Raw genomic sequence first — 18591 nt, 5'->3', positions numbered from 1 at the left:
TGGGCGTTGTGGCTGATGGCCGCCGCAACGCCGGCGAATGCCCGCAGAAACAGTTGCCGGCGCAATGGCGCTCAGCCTGCGGAGTACTCCCTGTCTACTGGCGCGTACAGCATCAGCGATGGTCCTGTTTCGGCTCTGAACCTGACTGTTCAGTTTCTGATAAGCCTGTAAATCGGGCGAGACGGTACCACGGCGGTTGACTGTTTTTTATACAGTTCGGTCATAAGCAAGACGCTATATCCAGCCCATGGCCCAATAGCCGCATGGAATGCCCGTCCCAGGGCGGTTCCGCGCTTGGGGATGGGGTGATGGCACTTTGCTGTTAGTCGACCAATGGTCGTGCGATACAGCTTTGGCAACCTTTTGTTACATCGAATGAACAAGCGCACTCGATGCCCCCCGGGCCGCCGGACCGCATGTTCACTGGGTTCCGGCCCGATTTCCGGCCGCCAAGCCCCGCGATCTGTTTCAGGGCTGGGACAGGAAAGCGCTGCCATGACCGGCGCACACCCCCCGAAACTAGCAATCGACCTCGTCGCGACAAAATAGTTCAGATTAATCAAGCGCTTAATGACATGGCCCGATAATTGAATATAGGGGTGCGAGGGGGTTTGCGGACCTCCGGTTTCGGTCGCTGCTCGGTGGTGCGAAACACGTGGTGCATCTGAGAGCGGGAACCGATGGCAAACGTGCCCCGACGCTGCACAGTAGTTGGCGGGTAAGGGATAACCAGGTCCAGTTGCGACGGGGTTGCTGCGACTTCCGCTGGCAAGGAGCTGGCCGGGAGGGAGGAAAGATGCGATGCACACGCACAAGTTCCTGCGCACGCTACCTCGAAGCCTGCTCAGCGCGGCCGTGGTAGCGGGAATAGTGACGGCGGCCGGAGTGTTCGCCGTGGATGGCAACCCTCCGGGGTTGTTTGAGCTGGACGGCAACACGGTGGATGTTGGCGGCACTCCTGGTGACGACTGGGGTTCCATTTTTACGGGCACCAACTTGGGAACTCCGGCCGCCTCGACCGGCATCCTGGCTGACCCGGCACCGCTGACCATCTACACCCAGGGTGGTTCGAAGGACATCAACGACGTCAGCGAGTGGCGCCATACCAACGGCAACGTGCCGGACAAGGACGACATCACCAATGCCTACGCTGCCGGCTACATCAACCCCAACAACGTCAGCCACAACGGCCAGGTCGTACATCAGGCCGGTGACCTGATCATCTACTTCGGTCTCGACCGTTATGCCAACAACGGCGACGCCTTCGCCGGCTTCTGGTTCTTCCAGGACGATGTGGGACTGGGGCCAAACGGCACCTTCCAGGGCGTGCATACCGCGCGTGACGGCGATCAGCGGGGCGACCTGCTGGTCCTGGTGGAGTATCCCCAGGGCGCCAACGCCCAGCCGGAAATCAAGGTCTACGAGTGGGATCCGGCGGACGCGGATAACGACAACGTGGCCGACAACCTCGACGAGATTTACAGCTCTACCAACGCCAAGTGCGATGGCGCCGGCAACAAGCTGGCCTGCGCCATCACCAACGTCAACAACCTGACCAATGAGCCGGCCTGGGACTACACGCCGAAGAGCGGTCCAGCTTCGGACCTGCCCAAGGAGAGCTTCTTCGAGGGCGGCATCAACGTGACCCGGCTGCTGGGTGGTGCAACCCCGTGTTTCAGCAGTTTCCTGGCTGAAACCCGTTCGTCGCGTTCGGAAACCGCACAGCTGAAGGACTTCGTGCTGGGCAATTTCGACCTGTGCAGCATCGCCGTGACCAAGACTTGCGAAGCTGAGGTGAACGATCAGGACGGCGGCAACAGCGTCGTGGTCAACTTCAGCGGCGAGGTCACCAACGACGGCGGTCTGGCGCTGAACAACGTCACTGTGACCGACGACATGGGTACCCCGGGCGACACCGGCGACGACCAGGTGGTCTTCGGACCGGCCACGCTGCAACCGGGTGAGACCCAGCCGTACAGCGGCAGCTACGAGACCACGGCGATTCCGGCCACCGATCAGGTAACCGCCACGGGTTCGCGCGGCACCGCCACGGTTGAGGCCACCGCCGATGCCACATGCTCGCCGACGGTCAGCCCGGCCATCACAGTCGACAAGTTCTGCTCCGCGACCCTCAAGGAAGATGGCTCGGGCGTCGACGTGCTGTTCAACGGCACCGTGACCAACACCGGCAACGTGGCTCTGGAAAACGTCACCGTGGTCGATGACAACGGTACGGCTGATCCGGGCGACGATGTGACGGTGCTTGGCCCGGTCACTCTCAACGCCGGGGCTTCCATGCCCTACAACGGCGGCTTCGGGGTAACCGGCAGCAACACCTCCACTGACCATGTGGTGGCCAGCGGTACCGATGTGCTGACCGATGTCGAAGTGAGCGACACTGCCGAAGCCACCTGCCTGGCGGATACCAATCCGTCCATCCTGCTGGCCAAGCAGTGCACGGCTACCGTGAACAGCAGCGGTGACGGCATCGATGTGAGCTTCACCGGCTCGGTGACCAACAACGGTAACGTGATCCTCAACAACGTCACCGTGATCGACGACAACGGCACCCCGGGCAACACCGGTGATGACGTGACGCTGATCGACAATGCCACCCTGGCTGTGGGGGCTTCGTTGCCCTTCAGCGGCAACTTCAGTGGCAGTGGCTCCAGCTCGACGGATGTGGTTTCGGCTACGGCTTCCGATGCCTTGACCGGCGATGTCGTGTCGGACACTGAGACGGCCACCTGCGCCGCCGATGTGAACCCGGCCATCCTGGTGAGCAAGCAGTGCACGGCTACCGTCAATAGCGCCGGTACGGCTATCGACGTGCTGTTCATTGGTTCGGTAACCAACACCGGTAATGTAGTGCTGCAGAACGTCAATGTGGTGGACGACAACGGCACCCCGGGCAACTCCGGCGATGACGTGACATTGATCAGCAATGCCACCCTGGGGGTCGGTGCTTCGCTGCCCTTCAACGGCAACTTCAGCAGCAGCAGTGCCAGCTCCACGGATGTGGTGACGGCAACGGGTGTGGATATGCTGACCAGCCAGGCTGTGTCGGATACCGAAACGGCCAGTTGCGCCGCAGACCTGAATCCGTCGATCGCAGTGACCAAGCAGTGCACCGACGCCATGGCCCACGATCAGCCGATCCTGTTCAACGGTACGGTGAGCAACACCGGCAACGTGGCCCTGCTGGGTGTGACTGTGGTGGACGACAACGGTACTCCGGCTGATCCGCTGGATGACCAGACCTTCAACCTTGGCGATCTGGCTCCGGGAGCTTCCGCCAACTACAACGGCAGCTACAGCCCGGGTACCGGTACCTGGACCAACACTGTGGAAGCCAACGCCAACGGGGCCCTTGAGACTGGCTCCTTCACGGCCACCGCCAGCGCTACCTGCGATGTGCCGCCGCCGCCGCCGGAGTTCGAGGGTTGCACTCCCGGCTTCTGGAAGAACAGCCCCGGTAGCTGGGTAGGCTACAGCCCGAACCAGCTGGTCGGTTCGGTCTTCAGCCTGCCGAGTGGCGTGCTGAACAACCAACTGGGCGACGATACCCTGATGGAAGCACTGGGCTATCCGGGCGGCACCAACCTGGTCGGTGCTGCGCAGATTCTCCTGCGCGCTGCAGTGGCCTCGCTGCTCAACGCCGGCCATCCTGATGTGGACTTCCCGCTGACGACCTCGGAAGTGATCACGCAGGTCAACGCGGCTCTGGCCACCAAGGACCGTGGCACCATCCTGGCGCTGGCTTCGACGCTGGATGGCTACAACAACCTGGGTTGCGATCTGCCGAACGACAACTCGTTCTGAGCAGTGAAGCGTCTGGCGCCAGGGATGGCGCCAGGCCCGGATGAAAGACAAAAGGCGCAGGGTGTGACCCTGCGCCTTTTTTGTGGCTTGGTTTTTGTGGCTTCGCTTCGTTGCTTTTAGCGACCGTTGCCTTTGCTGGCGGTGGTGGTGACGTTCAGGCTGACACTCACGGTGGCGCTGGCGCTGTTCTTACCATCGCTGATGGTATAGCTGAACTGGTCGCCGGACTTGAACGACTTGGCCGGGCTGTAGCGCAGGGTGCCGTCGCTGTTGAGGCTGACGCTGCCCTTGCTGCCCTGGGTGAAGGACACGATGCTCAGCTTGTCGCCTTCCGGGTCGCTGTCGTTGGACAGTACCGGGACGTTGACCGTAGTGACGCTGCTCAGCAGCGAGCTGTCGTTCACTGCCTTGGGCGGCTGGTTGGTCGCGGTGGTCGGGTTGTCCACCACGAAGCTGGCACTACCGCTGCCGGTCAGGGCGTTGGCTGTGGCGCTGGCGCCGATGGTGTAGAAGCCGTCGGTGGCGGTGATCGGCGAGGTGACCTTCAGCGTGGTGCTGGCGCTGGCACCCGGAGCCAGGCTCAGGCTGGCGCTGCCGAGGCTGGCGCTCCAGCCGCTCGGCTTGCTGGCAGCGAGGCTGAAGCTGCTGCTGGCGCAACCGCTGCTGTCCTTGTTGGTCACCGATACGGTGTAGGTGTAGCTGCTTCCGGCAGTCAGCCAGCTGCTCTGGCCAGGGCTGAGGCTGACCGTCGGCGCGCTGCGGGTGCAGGTCTGGCCGCTGCCGGAGGAGGCGCCGAGATCGACGGTGACCAGCGCCTGGCTGGAGTCGGTCGACTGGGTGGTGATGCTGATGCCGTTGTCGGTGAAGTTGCGCCCGCCGGTCAGGGCTGCGTCCTTCATATCGATGAAGTCACTGCCGGCGGTCATGTCCAGCAGGTAGCCGCTGTTGCCGTTGCTCGGGCTCGCCTGGCGAATAGTCACGCCGTTGAACATGTTGGTGGTGTCGATCACCCCGCGCTCGGTGATCTTGGCGTCGAAGCCGACCGGCTGGCGGTACTCGACGTAGTAGTAGCTGGCTGCGCCGCTGGAGTCGGTGCCATTGGGAATTTTCAGTACCTTGGCACTGCTGGTCGCGACACTGTTCGGCTTGATGTAGAAGCTGCCGCTGCTGGCGACATTGATGATGTTGCCGCTGGCCAGCCAGCCCAGACGCTCCTTGTTGAAGCCGTTGAAGTGCCCGACAGTGCCGTTGTAGCCCATGATGTCGACGGTGTCGCCGTAATCCTGGCTGGTGCAGCTGCTGCCCAGGGTGGTGTTGCCGCAATCGCGGGCATGGGCGTGGTACAGGCCGAGGTTATGGCCCATCTCGTGACCGATGGTGCGCAGGGTCATGCTGTTGTGGATCCAGGCGCTGGACGGGAAGGCGCCGACCTGGCCCATGCCGCTGTAACTACACCCACTGTTCTGCGGGAAGATGAACAGGAAGCGATCATAGTTGCTGAGTACGAAGCCGTTGGCCTGGGCCGACGACTTGGCATAGTTCTGGATGGTGAAGCCGTCGCACGAGGTGCTGCTGACCGGAATGGTGTACCAGCCGGCGACGTTGCCGGTCAGCCAGGTCTGCTGGCTGGAGTTTTCCTTGAAGAAGTCGCTGACGCTGCCGAAGATCAGGCTGTTGGCTTCGCTGGCGGTCCAGGGCTTGACGTTCGGCGCGTCCTGGAAATTGACCAGGATCGCCAGGGTGCGCTGCGCGCCCTTGGTATTGGGCATGTCGGCGAGGGTGGTAGCGGTGGTGGTGCCGCCATCGGCCAGCATCAGACCGTTGTCATCGTCGGTCAGGGCGATGTCGCCCTGGATGCTTTGGCTACCGCGGCGCTCGAGCATCCAGCCCTGGGCGCGCACCTTCAGGCCGCTGCGCCACTCGCGGCGCGACTCGGCGAAGTGCAGCTCGAAGCGTTCGCCGAAGCTGGTCTTGATGAGATGGCGCAGCTTGTGCGAGCCGTCATCGTAATCCTCGTAGAAGACTTCCAGTTCTCCTTCCAGATCCAGACGCTGCTCCAGACGGGCGATCACCTCGGGCGGCATGCCTTTCTGCTTGTCCTCCGGAATGGCCACGCGCAGCACTTCGGACGGCTGGGTCTGGATCAGCTCCTCGAGCAGGCTGCGGCGTTGCTCGACCTTGGCCTGCAGTTGCGAGCGCAAGGCGCCGCGCTGGCTGGCATCGGCGCTCTTCAAGCGCTTGACCAGGCTCACCAGTTCTTCGGTGCGGGTGCTGGCGGATTGACGGGCGGCGGGTGTGACGGCCCTCTGCTCGCTGCCGTGGGTGTGGCTGGTGTCGGCCAGCAGCAGGTTCGGCGTCAGGCTGCCGATGAGGGCCACGAGGGCGAGGAACGTTACGGAACGGGGCCGGAAAACGCGCACGAATCTCTCCTGAATTCAGTCAGAAAGATCCTCTGCACGGCGCTCCCTGAGGAGACTGCTCCCTTGGCGGTGCGGCATCCGGGGGATGTCGAAGTGCGGGGCCGGGGAATGCCACGGCGAGGAATCTTTCTGCCTGTCGGTATCGGTAAATCGGGTCGGTGTGCTTACCCGGTTAAAGCCCTCGTGACCGCATGGCTGTAACGCCAGCGAGCAGCCCCGCAACCTCCCTGTTCGTTGCTTGTGCAACGGGGAATTTCCTGTAAATCGCCACATGCACTCACTGTTCAATTCTTGGTACATGCGTTAAGCGGGCGAAATCTAGCACGCGAGTTGCTCGTTTTTTATACAGAGCCGGCATAAGGAATGTGGTTTTTGATCAAGAAATGATCTGGAACTTTTCCGGAGCGATCCGAAAGGCTACGAGTTAGAGCGGGGCGCTGACAGGCGGTCGCAGCGTGTCGATGATGACCACTTATCGCAAACAGGCGGTGGGCAGGGCGGGATGTCGATTTCGGGTCAAGACTTGCGGTCGTGATCCTCGGCTTCGTCCCACAGACGGATCGGTGGCAGGCAGGTGGGGTGGATATGACCCTGGCTACGGGACTTGCGGTGCTGGTGGTACCAGACGACGAAGGGCGCGTCGCTGAACAACGGGAAGCCTGTCTGACCGGTCTCCGGCCCGTGGGCTGTGCTGCTGCGTCCGCTGTCGACTGGCGCCATGACGCGGAACAGGTCTGGGTCTGGCTCGAGCATGGTTGCCATTCCTCCTGTGCGTATGGAATAGCAGCAAATCTCGCGCCAAAGATCCATGTCGCTGATCGGCAAGGAATTTTATTCGGCCCTCTGCCCGCGCGGAGGGCCGAATGTTCCACATGTCTTACAAAACCTCTAGCGGATGCCGTATTTGTCCATCATGCGGTACAGGGTCACCCGCGATACCCCCAGCAGTTTGGCGGCGTTGGAGACGTTGTTCATGCAGTGGCTGAGGCTGCTGCGCACCGCCAGCTCCTCGGCGTGGGCCCGCGCTTCCTCCAGCGGCATTGGCGCCTCGAGCGCGTCGGCCTCGCTCAGGCCGAGGTCCTTGGGAGTGATCATGCGGTTCTCGCTCATCACCAAGGCGCGGCGGACGCAGTTGATCAGTTCGCGAACATTGCCCGGCCAGCTGTAGTGCAGCATGGCCGCCACCGCCTGGCGGGTGAAGCCGCGGCTGGTGCTGCCGTACTCCTTGCCGAACTTGTGCAGGAAGTAGCGGGCCAGCAGCTCGATGTCGGTGCCGCGGTCGGCCAGGCGCGGCACCGTGATGGTGAGAACGTTAAGCCGGTAATACAGATCCTCGCGGAAGCGACCTTCGGCCACCGCCTGCTCGAGGTTGACGTGGGTGGCGGCGATGACTCGCGCGTTGACGGTGATGCTCTGGTTGCCGCCGAGGCGCTCGATGGTCTTCTGTTCGAGGAAGCGCAGCAGGTACACCTGCATCTGCTGCGGCAGATCGCCGATCTCGTCGAGGAAGATGGTGCCGTTCTGCGCCGCTTCGATGCGGCCGATCTTGCGCTTGTAGGCGCCGGTGAAGGAGCCCTTCTCGTAGCCGAACAGCTCGGCGTGGATCAGGGTTTCCGGCAGGGCGCCGCAGTTGACCGCGACGAACGGGCCGTCGCTGTGCTGCGAGCGCTGGTGGATGGCGCGGGCGATCAGCTCCTTGCCGACCCCGGTCTCGCCGCGGATCAGCACCGGAGCATCGACCCCGGCCACCCGGCGGATCTGCTCGAAGATGCTGAGAAACTGCTTGCTGCCGCCGACCATCTGGAACTCCTCGACCGGCATCAGCGTGGCTTTTTCCAGGTCGCGCAGGCGCGACATGCCGTCGAGGTGGCCGAGGGCGTAACGCAGGTGGATCAGGTTGTCGCCCAGCGGCAGCGAGAAATAATCGTAGAAGTGTTCGTAGATCAGCTGGCGGAAGTCCTGGCGTTCGAGATCGCCGGGACGCACCAGCGCGACCCAGGCCAGGTGTTCGTTGGCGCCGAGCAGCGTTTCGACGCGCTCATGGCTTTCCTTCATGTTGCCGGTCAGCCGGGCGACGCCGACGCGATAGGTCTGCTGCTTGAGCATGGCCTGGGCGTCGTCCACCGAAGTGGCGCGGTCGAAGAACCAATCGCTCAGCTGCAGCGAGTCGGGAAGCGTCTCGTTGGGGCTGAGGTCGAGCAGCAATGCGCGGCGAGGTGAGTCAGAGGTGGGGGGGATCATTGAGGCCATCGCGGAACACCTGGAACGACGGGGTTTTACTACTTCTCCATACCGTTACTGCGCCTTTGTAAAAACCTAGAACAAGGTCACATAAATTTCTGTTAATCCGACGAAAGGAGATGGCAAGGAGCCATTACATCCGGGGGTGGATGTATGGCACTGGAAACCGCCTCGGGGACTTCTATAGTCATTGAAGGTTGCGAGGCTTGATGACCATGTACAAAAAATACTTTGGACTGTCGGAACTGCCGTTCACCATCGCGCCCGATCCCCGCTATCTCTACCTGAGCGCCGAGCACCGCGAGGCGCTCGCCAGCCTGCTCTACGGGATCAACTGCAATGGCGGCTTCGTGCTGTTGACGGGGGAGATTGGTACTGGAAAAACAACGGTTTGCCGTTGTTTGCTCGAGCAGATTCCAGAAACTGCGGAAATCGCCTTCATCCTCAATCCGAAATACAGCATCAGCGAGTTGCTGGAGGCGATCTGCGACGAGCTGAAGATCCGCTACGAGCGCAGCGAGAACCGCATCAAGGGCTACATCGATGCGTTGAACGGCCACCTGCTGGAAAGCCATGCGCGCGGCGTGAATACCGTGCTGATCATCGACGAGGCGCAGAACCTGAGCCTCGATGCGCTGGAGCAGATCCGCCTGCTGACCAACCTGGAGACCAGCAGCGAGAAGCTGTTGCAGATCATCCTGATCGGCCAGCCCGAACTGCTGGAGAAGCTGTCCAGCCCGCAGCTGCGCCAGCTCAACCAGCGCATCACCGCCCGCTACCACCTGCACGCGCTCAATCCGACCGAGCTGCGCGAGTACGTCAGCCACCGCCTTAACGTCAGCGGCTGCGAGGCGCCACTGTTCACCCCCGGCGCGCTGCGCACCCTGCACCGGCTGACCGGTGGCGTGCCGCGCATGGTCAACATCATCTGTGACCGGGCGCTGCTCGGTGCCTACGTCGAGCGCCGGCGCGCGGTGGACAGCGGGGTGTTGCGCCGCGCCGCTGCCGAGGTGCTGGGGCGGGGGGGCGAGGCCGTGGGTGGGCGACTGGGGCGGTTGCCGCGTTGGGCGAGCTGGTCAGCGGCGGCGCTGCTGTTGCTGGCGCTGGGGGTGTGGTTGCCGGGCATGGCTGGCGATGGCGGGTGGCCACGTCTGCAGGCCATGCTGCAGCCCACGCCGACGCCGGCCAGCAGCTTGGCTACCCCGGCGGTGGCGACCGAGCAGAAACCTGTGGCCGAGTCCGCGACTGGCAGTGCCGAGCCGGCCGCCGCCGCGACGGCAGTCGCGGCACCGGCGGCCCAGCCGATCGAGCAGGCCGCGCCGACCTCGACCGGCGAAGCGCTGCTGCCGGAAGGTGTCGTGGAGCCGTTGGATGAAGAGCCGGCCCCTGCCGTGGCGGCCACGGTCGCGGCAGTGCCGGTCGACGCTGCTCCGCAGGTGTCCTCGCCGGGCGACTGGCAATGGCCGGCGGGTACCGACCTGGGCGCCACCGAGGCGCTGGCCTATCGCGCGCTGTTCCGCAGCTGGGGGCTGAGCTACGACCCGCAGATGGCGCCGCAACTGTGCAGCTTCGCGCGCGCGCACAACCTGTCCTGCCTGCTGCAGCCGGGCGGTCTGGACGACCTGCTGCAGTACAACCTGCCGGCGGTGGTCAACCTGTTCAATGCCCGTGGCCAGGACTTCCAGGCGGCGCTGATCGGCATCGACCGCGCCAGGGGGCTGGCCCGGCTGGAGATCGCCGGCGAGCAGCGCTGGGTCGAACTGAACGAGCTGCGCAACTGGATGAGCGGTACGCGCCTGCTGCTGTGGCGCATGCCGCCCGGTTACAGCGCGCCGTTGCGGCCCGAAGGTTACGGTCCGCTGGTGCCCTGGCTGGAGAACAACCTGGCGCGTCTGCAGGGCAAACCGATGCCAGCCGCCAGCCGCCAGCGCTACGACGAGCCGCTGCAGCTGCAGGTGCTGGCCTTCCAGCACCAGAACCGCCTGCAGACCGATGGCGTGGTGGGGCCGCAGACCATCATCCAGCTGAGTGCCCTGACCGAGTCGGGGATTCCGCTGCTGAGCAGTACGGCTCGGGAGTAAGCTCATGTCCTACATCCTCGATGCCCTGAAGAACTCCCAGGACAGCCGCAGCCGCGGCGCGGTGCCCGACCTCGCCAGCCAGATGGCCGCCGCCCGCCCTGGGCCGACGCGCAGCGAGCGCATCTGGCGCATGGTCGCGCTGGCCACGGTACTGCTGCTGCTCGCGGTGCTGGCCGTGCTGGGCTGGCAGCGCTGGCTGGCCCCGCCGGTTGTGGACCCGCAGCTGGCGCCGCCGCTGGCCGAGCAGTCGGCGCCAGTCGCCGCTCCGCCAGGCACTGCGCCCACCGCTGCGCCGCAGACCGCAGTCCAGCCGCCTGCGGCGACGGCCACGGAGTCGGTCGCCAGCACGGCTCAGGCTGGGGCGCCTGGCCTGCCATCCGCAGCTCCCGAACCGGCCGCCCCTGCACTCGCCCAGGCTGCGGCGCCGGTCGAGTCGCAGGCTCCGGGGCTGGCCGCCTTGCAGCAGCTGGCCGGGGTGCGGGTCAGCGTCGACGAGCCCAAGCCGGCGTCACCGCCGACACCCGCCGCTGCGCCGGACGGCCCACCGCCGATCGTGCAGAAGCTCGAGCTACCGGTGGAGCGCCCGCCGGTTGCCGCGCCGGCACCCAAACCGCAGCCGCTGGTGCCGGCCTTGTCTGTTCCCCAGGCCGTACCCGCACCTGGCCCGCAGCTCGCCGAGTACGGTGCAGTGGAGCACTGGAAGCAGTTGCCGGCACAGGTCCAGCAGCAGCTACGCGAGATGCCGTTCAACGTGCACATCTACGCCAGGGACCCCAAGCTGCGCTTCGTCAAGACGGGCGGGCGTACTCTGCGCGAGGGCGATGCGATCAATGCTGAGTTGAAGGTGCTGCACATCACCCGCGACGGGATGATCGTCGGCTACAAAGGCGGCAAGTACTGGATGCGCCTGAGCTGAGAGCCTGTACACAGTGCTGCTGTGCGTCGCCCATGCGGCGTAGAGCGCGGATTCGGGTGCGACTTGCGGCGGTTGAACTCCGCGCCCTCGATAGATTCGCGGGTCCGTCCGACGCCAGACCGGTCTTGGCTTGCGAGATCGTGAAAAGGCGCCGATGGCCTGAATGCGACGCGCCGGTCAGTGCCGGCGCGTTCGGGAGAGCGGGGGGGCTGCCTTGCGGCTCAGTCGCCGCGATATTCGCAGCCGCTGGTGCAGGTCTCATGCACCCGCACCCGCGACAGTTCGGGCAGCAGCGGCTTGAGCTGCTGCCAGATCCACTTGGCCAGGTTCTCGCTGGTCGGATTCTCCAGGCCGGGGATGTCGTTCAGGTAGTAGTGGTCCAGACGATCGTAGATCGGCTTGAAGATCGCCTTGATTTCGCTGAAGTCGCGGATCCAGCCGGTATAGGGGTCGACCTCGCCCTCGATGTAGATCGCCACGCGGAACGAATGGCCATGCAGGCGCCCGCACTTGTGCCCTTGCGGCACGTGGGGCAGGAGATGGGCGGCTTCGAAGGTAAATTCCTTGAACAGTTCCACTGGCGTTACTCGCGACTCGGGCTGAAAAAACCGCGACAGTCTACCAGCTTTGTCCCCCCGCCGGGCCGGCATCCGGGCCGGAGCACGGATTGCCTTGCGTAGGGGGCAGCGTGCTGGCGATGCTCTTGGACGAGCCGGATCGCCAGCACGCGGGCTCCTGCCATGTTGGTGCGCTTTCCCTGACGCCGTCAGTGATGCACGTGCTCCTTGCCGTCGGCATGGATGTGGACCGACTTGTTCTCCTGCTTCGGCCCGGCGGCCTTGGAGACTTCACCCGAGTGACCGTGGGCATGCTCGCCGCCGTGGTGTGACGCCGCCGGGGGCTGCAGGGCATCGCCCGCCGCAGTCTGACCGTGCTGCTGGCTGTGGTCGTGCATGTCGGTTTCCCCGCCGCCGTGGGAGTGGCCATCGCTGGCGGCGACCAGCTGGCGATACTGCGTGGCATCGAGGTTCGGCAGCCGCTGCAGGAAGGCGACCATGCCCCAGATATGCTCGTCGCCCATGCTCTTGCCCCAGGCCGGCATGCCGGTGGCCTTGATGCCGTGCTTGATGATCCAGAAGGCCGTTGAGGGACTGCCGTTGGCGCCGATCTGCGCCAGATTGGGTGGCGCCGGATAGAGGTTCTGGCTCAGCTCGGTCGCCGCCATGCCCGGTGCCAGGTGGCAGCCGATGCACATCGAGTGGTAGTTGCCGGCGCCGCGGCGGATCAGCTCGGGATCGTTCAGGTCCGGCACGGGGATGCCGGCGGCGCGCACGGCGATCGAGCGTTCGCGGGCGGCGCTCAGCAGGGCGTGTACGCTTTCCAGATGCGGATCGTCGGCACCCACGTTGATCAGGCCCGACCAGATGACGCCGGCACCGACGACAGATGCCGCAAGGCTGGCCAGCGTCAGGGTGGTTATTGTTCTTTTCATCTATCTGTCTCAGAACCAGAAGCGCACGCCGGCGACGAGGCGGGCCTCGCTGACATCCTCGTCTTCTTCGCGCAGCAGGTCGGCGGTATTGCCGTAGGCGCGCGTCCAGTTCACGCCGATGTAGGGGGCGAACTCGCGGCGGATCTCGTAGCGCAGGCGCAGGCCCAGCTCGAGATCGCTGAAGCCCGAGCCGACGCCGCGTTCTTCGTCGTTGCGCCCGTACAGGTTCATCTCGGCCGCCGGCTGCAGGATCAGCCGGTTGGTCAGCAGGATGTCGTATTCGGCGCCCAGGCGCAGGGCGCTCTGGCCGGCTTCGCCGAGGAAGGCGGTGGCTTCGGTTTCCAGGCCATACAGCGGCATGCCCTGCACACCGAAGGCGGCCCAGGTCTGCGGCGAGCCCGGCTTGAAGTCCTGGCGCACGCCGGCGACGCTTTCCCACCAGGGACCGATGGCGTGGCTCCACAGCAATTGCAGCTCGGCCTCCTCGGTATGACCGTTGACCCGCTCGCCTTCGGAGCGGAAGGCCAGGCGGTCGATGTTGCCGCCGACCCAGCCGTTCAGGTCCCAGCTCAGCGCGCTGCCCTCGTCGGCGTCCTGCCACTCCAGCTGGTCGGCGACGAACAGGTAGTTGATGCCGCCCTGGTGCATGGCATGCGGCGGCAGGTCGGGGAAGGCGGCGGCGCGATCGGCGTCGGTGAGCGGCGGAACCGGGGCCGCCGGGTAGCCGGCCGGGTGGTGGGCTTGATGGTCCGCCTGCGGAGTCGTCTGCGGCTGGGCCTGCATGTGCTGCTGATGCATCTGCATCATCTGCTCATGGCTCATGCCACCGTGGTCCATCTGCTGGCCCTGCATCTGCTGCATGTGCTGTTGGTGCATCTGCATCATCTGCTCGTGGCTCATGCCGCCGTGATCCATCATCGGCATGCCCTGGCTGGGAGCCGGCGCCGGGGCGGCTGCCGCAGGTTGCGGGTGGTGGGCACCGTGCTCGTCGGTCGCGGCGGGTGCCGGGGCGGGCGTTTCATGGCCGGCATGGCTCGAGTGATCCACCGGTTCCGCGGCCTGGGCGGTGGCGATCAGGCCCAGGCCGAGGGCCAGGGCGAGAGGCAGTTTACTGGCCATTTTTCCCGTCCTTGGTGCTGGGGGCCGCCTTGGCTGGCGGCATGTTGCCGGGGTTCATCTGCCCCTGGCCCATATGCTGTTCGTGCATCTGCTGCATCATCTTTTGATGGTCCATCGAACCATGATCCATCATCTGCCCATGGTTCATCTGGCTGTGATCCATCATGCCGCCTTGCGGCATCTGGCCGGCGCCCATGTTGCCCTGGCTCGGCATGCCGTTCTTCTGCGGGGCATTCTGCGTTGCCGCCGCGGCGGCCGGGGCGTTCTGCGGGTGATGTCCGTCATGCTCGCTCTGCGCCATTGCCGGCGGCAGGGTGGTCAGCAGGGCGAAGGCCAGGGCTGTGGCGAGCAGGGGCGAGCGGTGGTGGCGGGTGGTCATGGCGAATTTCCTCTTCATTCTTCCACGCGGACTTCCCGGAACATGCCGAGGTCCATGTGCATCATCAGGTGGCAGTGGTAGGCCCAGCGGCCGAGGGCGTCGGCGGTGACGCGGTAGCTGCGGCGGGAGCCCGGCGGGATGTCGACGGTGTGCTTGCGCACCTTGAAGTTGCCGTTCTCGTCCTCGAGGTCGCTCCACAGGCCGTGCAGGTGGATGGGGTGGTGCATCATGGTGTCGTTGACCAGCACGATACGCAGGCGCTCGCCGTACTTGAAGCGCAGCGGTTCGGCATTGGCGAACTCGACGCCATCCATCGACCAGGAGTAGCGCTCCATGTGGCCGGTCAGGTGCAACTCGATGGTACGCCCCGGCTCGCGGCCGTCCGGATCGGCGAAACGGCTGCGCAGGTCGGCGTAGGTCAGCACGCGGCGGCCGTTGTCGCGCAGGCCGATGCCCGGATCGTCGAGCTTGGCGGTGGGCGTCATGGTCTGCATGTCGATCAGCGGGTTGCCCGTCTCGCTGGCCGGGTGGCTCTGCATCGCCGTGGCAGCGGCGGCGCCGTGCTGCATGCCGGCCATGTTGCCGTGATCCATGCCCGCCATCTGCCCATGATCCATTCCGGCCACGCCGGCGTGGTTCATACCCGCGTGATTCATGGCGGAATGGTCCATTGCCGGCGCTGCGCCGCTGTGCCCGGCGTGGGCGCCATGATCGCCGTGGCCCATGTCGGCCATGCTCAGCACCGGGCGCGGATCGGGTTGCGGCACCGGCGCGGCGAGGCCTTCGCGCACGGCCAGGGTGCCGCGCGCGTAGCCGCTGCGATCCATGGCCTGGGCGAACAGGGTCCAGGCCTGCTGGCTGCCATCGGGGGTGACGATCACGTCGTAGGTTTCCGCCACCGCCAGGCGGATCTCGTCGACCTCCACCGGCTCGACGTTCTGCCCGTCGACCGCCACCACGGTGAGCTTGAGGCCGGGGATGCGGAAGTCGAAGTAGGTCATCGCCGAGGCGTTGATCAGGCGCAGGCGGATGCGCTCGCCGGGCTGGAACACGCCGGTCCAGTTGCCATCCGGCGCCTGGCCGTTGAGCAGGTAGGTGTAGGTGGCGCCGGTCACGTCGGCGAGGTCGGTGGGCGTCATGTTCATTTTCGCCCAGGCCCAGCGCTCGGAAACCGTCTCGCTCCAGCCGTTGTCGCCGACGTCGCGGATGAAGTCGCCGACCGTGCGGCGGTGCTGGTTGTAGTAGTCGGCCTGCTTCTTCAGCTTGGCCTGCACCCGGGCCGGGTTCTCGTCGGTCCAGTCGGAGAGCATCACCACGTAGTCACGCTCGTACTGGAACGGCTCCGGCTCCAGCGGATCGATCACCAGCGGGCCGTAGACGCCGAGCTGCTCCTGGAAGCCGGAATGGCTGTGGTACCAGTAGGTGCCGCTCTGCTTGACCTTGAACTTGTACTCGTACATGCCGTCCGGGGCGATGCCGGCGAAGCTGAAGCCGGGCACGCCGTCCATGTTGGCCGGCAGCAGGATGCCGTGCCAGTGGATCGAGGTGTCCTCCTTCAGGCGGTTGCGCACCCGCAGGGTCACGGTATCGCCCTCGCGCCAGCGCAGCAGCGGTGCGGGCAGGCTGCCGTTGACGGCGAGCGCGGTGCGCGCGCGGCCGGTGAAGTTGACCGCCAGCTCGTCGATGGTCAGGTCGAATTGCGTGCCGGCCAGCACGGTCGGCTGGCCCGGGCTGGTCAGCGCCCAGACCGGCTGGCGCCACAGGCCGAGGCCGGCGAGCACGCCGCCGGCGGCCAGGCCCTTGATGAAGGTTCGTCGCGAAGTCAGAGATTGCATGCGCTCATATCCCGTCAGTCGAGGCAGCCCGAGCCGCCTCATGCCGTCCGCCCTGGGCGGAACTCCTTTGGTATGGATAGCACCATAGCGGGGACGAGCTGTCGGGAAGCTGAGGGGGAGATTACAGTTTTGTCAGCTCGGAAAGGGCTGGGACCTGGGGAGCGGGGCTTGTCGGGGCGAATGAATCCACCGCGCAAGCGTTGCCCCGAGGATGCCGCGCGCAACCGCCGGTGCTTTGCCCGGCGGACTTGAGAAAGCTACGCTTTTCATCGCCGGTTAGCTTAATCGTTGACGGACCAACCCGGGGCCGGTGGCCACGCCGGAGCAATGCTCCTGTGGCACCCAACCAACTCAGTTCAACGCGAGCGAAAGGTAAAAAAATGAACATCATCAACAGTGTGGCGATCGCGGTAACCCTCACCGCGGGATCGCTTGCCGCCCCCATCGCCTGGGCGGATACGCAGAGCGCCGGGCCCGGTTTCATTTCGGTCTCGGCGTCCGAACTCAAGTGGGTCGACGCGCCTTCGGTCGGACCCGGTGCGCAGATCGCCGTCATCGAGGGCGATCTGAAAGCGGCGGTACCCATCACGTTCCGCCTGAAGCTCCCGCCGGACTTCAAGATCGGCGTCCACACGCATCCAGTGTTCGAGCGGGTGACCGTCCTGTCGGGGACCTTCTACTTCGCCACCGGAGACAAGTTCGATGCCATGACGGCCAAGGCGTATACCGCAGGTGATGCGGTCATGATTCCCCCGGGAATGCCGATGTACGCCGAGACCAGGAAGGAGGGTGCGATTCTCCAGATCCATGGCACCGGTCCATGGGGGATCAGTTTCCTCGACCCGAAGGATGCCCCTGTAAAAAATTAGTGCCGTGCACCGAGCCACGCCTCGATCCACGTCGTCCCGCGTGACTCGACCTTGGAGCGCCGCCAGCGACGCTCCGTGGCCGACGGCCTCAGCGCCATGAGCGTCCCCGCCTGGCGGCGGGCAGCCCGGTTTCAACACGGGCATCAGCCTGCGCGCATCCGCCTATCCATCCTGCCGCAGCGTCTCGACCAGCCGCATGCCTTGGCGCCCGGTGTCGCTCCGGCGTGATCGTCAGGGCCAAAAGTGTCGAGCAGCTCAACGGAACTTCCCTCTTGGCTTGACCCGCCCCCGGAAAAAACCGGAACCTGCGCGCAGAGAACGGCGGTCGATTTCAAAGGACGGAAGCCCATGCGTGACATTCCCGAACACCTGCGCAAAGCCAACGTGGTTCTGCTGGAAGCGGTCGACGGTGACCTGGCCCAATTGGCAACTGCCCTCCACGCTGCCGGCCTGAAGAATGCGCGCGTCTTCAGCGGCCCCACCCAGGGACTGCCCTGGCTGCTGGAAAACCCCTGGGACCTGCTGCTGCTCGACCTCGAGATCGCCCGCCCCGGCGGCCTCGAGATCCTCAGCCTGCTGCGCAAGTACCTGCCGGAGAGCCAGCCGATCATCGCGGTTGCCAGCCGTAATGATGTCGACAGTCGCCGCCGCGCCCTGGACCTTGGCGTCAGTGATTACCTGAACAAGTCGGTGGATCCCCAGGAACTGCTCCTGCGTGTGCGCAACCACCTCAGCCTGTGGTTCGCCCGTATCGAGCTGGACAACGAGCGCCGCCTGCTCGAGCAGCGCGTCGAGGAACGCACCCGGGAAGTGCAGCGCACCACGGAGATGGTCATCCGCTGCCTGGTGCGGGTCACCGAGTACCGTGACAACCAGAACGGCCACCACATGATCCGCATCGGCGAGACCGCGGCCCTGCTGGCCCGCGCCTATGGCTGCCCGCCGCAGTGGGTCAAGCAGCTGCGCCTGGCGGCGACCATGCACGATGTCGGCATGGTCGGCATTCCCGACCGCATCCTGCTCAAGCCCGGCCCTCTGGACGAGGAGGAGACGCAGGTCATGCAGCAGCACACCGCGCTGGGCCATCAGTTCCTCAGCGATTCCTCGGGCAATCCGCTGCTCAAGCTCGCGGCCGAGATCGCCCGCTACCACCACGAACGCTGGGATGGCAGCGGCTATCCGCAGGGCCTCAAGGGCGAGGAGATCCCCCTGTCGGCGCGCATCGTCGCGCTCTGCGACGTCTACGACGCGCTGCGTGCCGAGCGCCCGTTCAAGCCGGCGTGGAGCGCCAAGGAGGCGCAGCTGTACATCCGCGAACAGTCCGGCCGGCACTTCGATCCCGAGCTGGTCGGGCTGATGGACCGGCGGATGTTCGAGGGTTTCGAGAACCTGCGGATGATCTGGAGCGACTGAGCGG

The 18591-nt window shown here is 65.2% G+C and carries 13 protein-coding genes; 5 read left to right on the top strand and 8 right to left on the bottom strand.

Going from position 1 to position 18591, the window contains the following annotated elements:
• Positions 1-801: 801 nt before the first annotated feature.
• Complete coding sequence (locus BLT78_RS08460; protein WP_157719511.1) at positions 802-3822, top strand: DUF7507 domain-containing protein; 3021 nt, start codon at positions 802-804, stop codon at positions 3820-3822.
• A gap of 116 nt (positions 3823-3938) precedes the next feature.
• Here the strand turns inward: BLT78_RS08460 and BLT78_RS08455 are convergent, their stop codons facing one another.
• From BLT78_RS08455 to BLT78_RS08445, 3 genes are all read right to left on the bottom strand, one after another.
• On the bottom strand, positions 3939-6242 hold the full coding sequence (locus tag BLT78_RS08455) for an Ig-like domain-containing protein (protein ID WP_157719510.1): 2304 nt from the start codon (positions 6240-6242) through the stop codon (positions 3939-3941).
• Between the two features lie 516 nt (positions 6243-6758).
• Positions 6759-6995, bottom strand: a complete 237-nt coding sequence (locus BLT78_RS08450; RefSeq protein WP_090348548.1) for a hypothetical protein — start codon at positions 6993-6995, stop codon at positions 6759-6761.
• Positions 6996-7130: 135 nt separating this feature from the next.
• Complete coding sequence (locus BLT78_RS08445; RefSeq protein ID WP_197673166.1) at positions 7131-8492, bottom strand: sigma-54 dependent transcriptional regulator; 1362 nt, start codon at positions 8490-8492, stop codon at positions 7131-7133.
• A gap of 206 nt (positions 8493-8698) precedes the next feature.
• Here BLT78_RS08445 and BLT78_RS08440 point away from each other — a divergent pair, with 206 nt between their 5' ends.
• Together BLT78_RS08440 and BLT78_RS08435 are read left to right on the top strand one after the other, a co-directional pair.
• Positions 8699-10564: an ExeA family protein gene (locus BLT78_RS08440; protein WP_157719509.1), complete on the top strand. Its 1866-nt coding sequence runs from the start codon at positions 8699-8701 to the stop codon at positions 10562-10564.
• Positions 10565-10568: 4 nt separating this feature from the next.
• On the top strand, positions 10569-11480 hold the full coding sequence (locus tag BLT78_RS08435; protein WP_090348546.1) for a general secretion pathway protein GspB: 912 nt from the start codon (positions 10569-10571) through the stop codon (positions 11478-11480).
• Positions 11481-11701: 221 nt separating this feature from the next.
• Here the strand turns inward: BLT78_RS08435 and queD are convergent, their stop codons facing one another.
• The 5 genes from queD to BLT78_RS08410 form a co-directional block, all read right to left on the bottom strand.
• Positions 11702-12058, bottom strand: coding sequence for a 6-carboxytetrahydropterin synthase QueD (gene queD / locus BLT78_RS08430; protein ID WP_090348545.1), 357 nt, complete (start codon positions 12056-12058; stop codon positions 11702-11704).
• A gap of 188 nt (positions 12059-12246) precedes the next feature.
• Positions 12247-12972, bottom strand: coding sequence for a c-type cytochrome (locus BLT78_RS08425; protein WP_090348544.1), 726 nt, complete (start codon positions 12970-12972; stop codon positions 12247-12249).
• 9 nt (positions 12973-12981) lie between these two features.
• Complete coding sequence (locus tag BLT78_RS08420; protein WP_172830775.1) at positions 12982-14091, bottom strand: copper resistance protein B; 1110 nt, start codon at positions 14089-14091, stop codon at positions 12982-12984.
• The gene (locus BLT78_RS08415) at positions 14081-14470 is read right to left on the bottom strand and encodes a hypothetical protein (RefSeq protein WP_231975757.1); all 390 of its coding nucleotides are present in this window, start codon (positions 14468-14470) and stop codon (positions 14081-14083) included. Before BLT78_RS08415 ends, BLT78_RS08420 begins: the two co-directional genes overlap by 11 nt.
• Positions 14471-14484: 14 nt before the next feature.
• On the bottom strand, positions 14485-16305 hold the full coding sequence (locus BLT78_RS08410; RefSeq protein ID WP_090348543.1) for a copper resistance system multicopper oxidase: 1821 nt from the start codon (positions 16303-16305) through the stop codon (positions 14485-14487).
• Positions 16306-16685: 380 nt separating this feature from the next.
• Here BLT78_RS08410 and BLT78_RS08405 point away from each other — a divergent pair, with 380 nt between their 5' ends.
• Both BLT78_RS08405 and BLT78_RS08400 read left to right on the top strand, forming a co-directional pair.
• Positions 16686-17174, top strand: coding sequence for a cupin domain-containing protein (locus tag BLT78_RS08405; RefSeq protein ID WP_090348542.1), 489 nt, complete (start codon positions 16686-16688; stop codon positions 17172-17174).
• Positions 17175-17522: 348 nt separating this feature from the next.
• Positions 17523-18587: an HD domain-containing phosphohydrolase gene (locus BLT78_RS08400; RefSeq protein WP_090348541.1), complete on the top strand. Its 1065-nt coding sequence runs from the start codon at positions 17523-17525 to the stop codon at positions 18585-18587.
• Positions 18588-18591 lie beyond the last annotated feature (4 nt).

Source organism: Pseudomonas oryzae (assembly GCF_900104805.1).
GTDB classification, from domain to species: Bacteria; Pseudomonadota; Gammaproteobacteria; order Pseudomonadales; family Pseudomonadaceae; genus Geopseudomonas; species Geopseudomonas oryzae.
Note: the sequence above shows the minus strand (reverse complement) of the source record. Positions and strands in the feature narration are given on the sequence as shown.